General features: G+C 59.0%; 4 protein-coding genes. All 4 read left to right on the top strand.

From position 1 onward, the window contains the following. Positions 1-304: 304 nt before the first annotated feature. Positions 305-862, top strand: a complete 558-nt coding sequence (locus Y703_RS0102360) for a hypothetical protein (RefSeq protein WP_026551436.1) — start codon at positions 305-307, stop codon at positions 860-862. 169 nt (positions 863-1,031) lie between these two features. Further along, positions 1,032-1,262, top strand: a complete 231-nt coding sequence (locus Y703_RS0102365) for a hypothetical protein (RefSeq protein WP_155849377.1) — start codon at positions 1,032-1,034, stop codon at positions 1,260-1,262. A 263-nt stretch (positions 1,263-1,525) separates the two neighbouring features. Next, positions 1,526-2,185: an HAD-IA family hydrolase gene (locus Y703_RS17425; protein WP_051427220.1), complete on the top strand. Its 660-nt coding sequence runs from the start codon at positions 1,526-1,528 to the stop codon at positions 2,183-2,185. A gap of 33 nt (positions 2,186-2,218) precedes the next feature. After that, positions 2,219-2,506, top strand: coding sequence for a TIR domain-containing protein (locus tag Y703_RS17430; RefSeq protein WP_155849378.1), 288 nt, complete (start codon positions 2,219-2,221; stop codon positions 2,504-2,506). The last annotated feature ends 137 nt before the right edge of the window (positions 2,507-2,643 follow it).

Raw genomic sequence — 2,643 nt, forward strand, 5'->3', positions numbered from 1 at the left:
GGCTTCGACGGTGATGAGTGCGTGTCTTGGAAAACTGTAGTTTTCCGAGGCATCGCCCAGCCTGGTCGCGGCCGAAACCGACGTTGCACTTATGGCACCTGTCCGCACATTCTCATGATGGCGCCTGTCCGCACATTCTCAGCGAGCGAGGTAAACGTACTTCGATGCTCTAGCGCGGGCGAGAGTCGAGCCTCCGAAGTCAGTGAGGTCGCTGAACGGCCGGCTTACGGACTGTCCGCGCGGCCCACTACTAAGTCAACATGCCGCGGGTACAGTCGGTCCAACATAAAGTTGGGGGAATGAAATGACCGGTGCCGGAAACCGCGTGATGGCCGTCGTTTTTGTCGGATTGGGATTGCTCGCTGTCGCGGTGGTCCCCTTCCTGGTCATACCTGCGGCAGTCGCGGGTTCTTGGGTCCTAGCGGTGAGATTGAGAACCACGCACCCCAGCTTCTCTCGTGCATGGATGCTCGCTGGCCTCTCGGCCGGTCTCCTTGCAGCAGCGGTCAGCGCGAGCATCTTCATGGCTCCCCAGCTGATTGTGTCCGCTCTCCTGCTCTTGGGGTTCATCGCATACGCCGGAACCGTGGTCCTCTTCGGTCAGGGGTGGAGTCGTGGAAGTGACCATCCGACGGCGGCCTGGGTCACCGCAGTGTCGTTCGGTCTTGTGGGCCTGCTGGGCATGGTGCTCATGGGAGCATTTGGTCGAGGAATTGCCTTGGCAGATGCAGGACAGTCGTCGTGGCTGGTCAATACGCTTCTTCTGGTCAGCGCGATCGGCATACCCACGCTCCTCCTCGTTGGGCTCCTTGCCTTCTTGAGAACCCGACGGGAACAGCGTCCGGCGTCACTTGTCCGGTGAAGGATCCCTCGGAGCGCGCTCTGCCGCAGCGACCTTCATGCCTGTGGATGAAGGTCCGCAGGTCGGGTGCGAGAACAAATGGGGTGGTCGCTCACATGGTCGCTCACATGCACGCCGACGCCCGATGACACCGTTGCGCGTTGCTGATCACCGACGTAGTGTCTGCCACATGGACCGTGACGGAAAACCGATGTCGGAGTCGAACGGCCGAGCGAAGGGCGGGAGCGGAACATTCCTGCCGATCGGGATCGTGTTCCTTGTTCTTGCGGTTGCAATGATGTTTTCGGGGACGACGTCCTGGATTGCGTTCTTCACTGTGGGCATTACGTTTCTCATCCTCGGGACGCAGAAGCCCTCAAACAAGGATGAGCCCCCACCGAGCGAGACTTTGCAGGTCTGATCCCGACCGGCGCACGCCGATACCCGGTCCACTTATGCGCGTCGATCGGCCGTAAAACGGTGCGGAAACCATGCCACTTACCGCTGCAAACCACATATATGGGATTTTTGTCTTGGGGGAGTAGCTGGAATGTGTCGCGGTGGGGGATGGGCTAAAGGGCAGCAGGCGAGGTGCAAGGCGGGCCGAAGCTCCGTGATCGAACGAATGCAGAGGGGGACGAGCTCACCAAACTCCGCGCTCCCACGAACCGGTAGCCTTTGGTCATGGGAAATGATGCGGGCACCGCGACCACGTCCGAAGCCCTGTCGAAACCACTCGAGGCTCTCGTCCTTGACCTCGATGGTGTCCTGAGGATTTGGGATCCAGCGATTATGGCCGATGCTGAACGGGACAACAACCTTCCCGCCGGTAGTCTCGCAGCGGTGGCATTCGGCGATACCAAAATGCTGCAGAACGCAATTACCGGGGCGATCACGGATGGCCAATGGCGGGGAGGAATCTCTGACAAATTGGAAACGCATTACGGAACAGATGCCAAGAAGGCGGTGGCGCAATGGTCGAGCCATGCGGGAATGGTCAATGAGGTGGTGCTCAACATTGTCCGACGGGTACGAAAGCGGCGGACCGTCGCACTGTTTAGTAATGCCACGACCCGACTTGACTCTGATTTGTCATGCCTTGATCTCACCGACGAATTTGACCTAATCTTCAACTCCAGTGTCATTGGCATAGCGAAACCCTCTCCTGAATCTTTCAAGGCAGTGCTTGTGGAACTCGGTATCCCAGGTGACCGTTGCCTTTTCGTCGACGACACTCTGATCAACACTCGGAGCGCTGAAGGTTTGGGATTTAATGCGCACCACTTTAGGGGTGCCAGAGCTCTTGAGGAGTTCATTGCCTCCTGCGGAGGGAGGCCCAGCTGATCGCCGAACCCATCGGTGGACCCGCCCGAGAATGTGGCCTTAGGGGATCTGCGCTCCATCGGGCAGCGTGAGAGAGATGGAGTGATGGGTGCCGACGTCGTCGTGATCCTGCTTCCAGGCGGGAAGGGCACCCATGTTGAGCTTGGCATCGCGATCGCTCAAGGCAGGAGGACAATCCTGCATTCGCCGGACGAAGTCATCAACAACCTTGAGACCACCAGCACGTTCTACCCCCTACCTGAGTTGGAGAAGTGCCACGGAACTCTCGATGACCTCTTAGCTATGATCGTCGGCCGAGAAGTGACCGGTGCCACTGTCTGAGCCGATCGTGTCGTGGTGGGGGATCGGCGAATTTAAGCGGTCGTTGCAACGATGGGTTTGCCTGGTTCGAATAGTAGTCGTTCCATGGCTTGTGCGGGGGTGATCCCGCCGAGTGTTTTGCGGGGCCGGTCGTTGAG

This window comes from Arthrobacter sp. H20 (assembly GCF_000520515.1).
Taxonomy (GTDB): Bacteria; Actinomycetota; Actinomycetes; order Actinomycetales; family Micrococcaceae; genus Arthrobacter_D.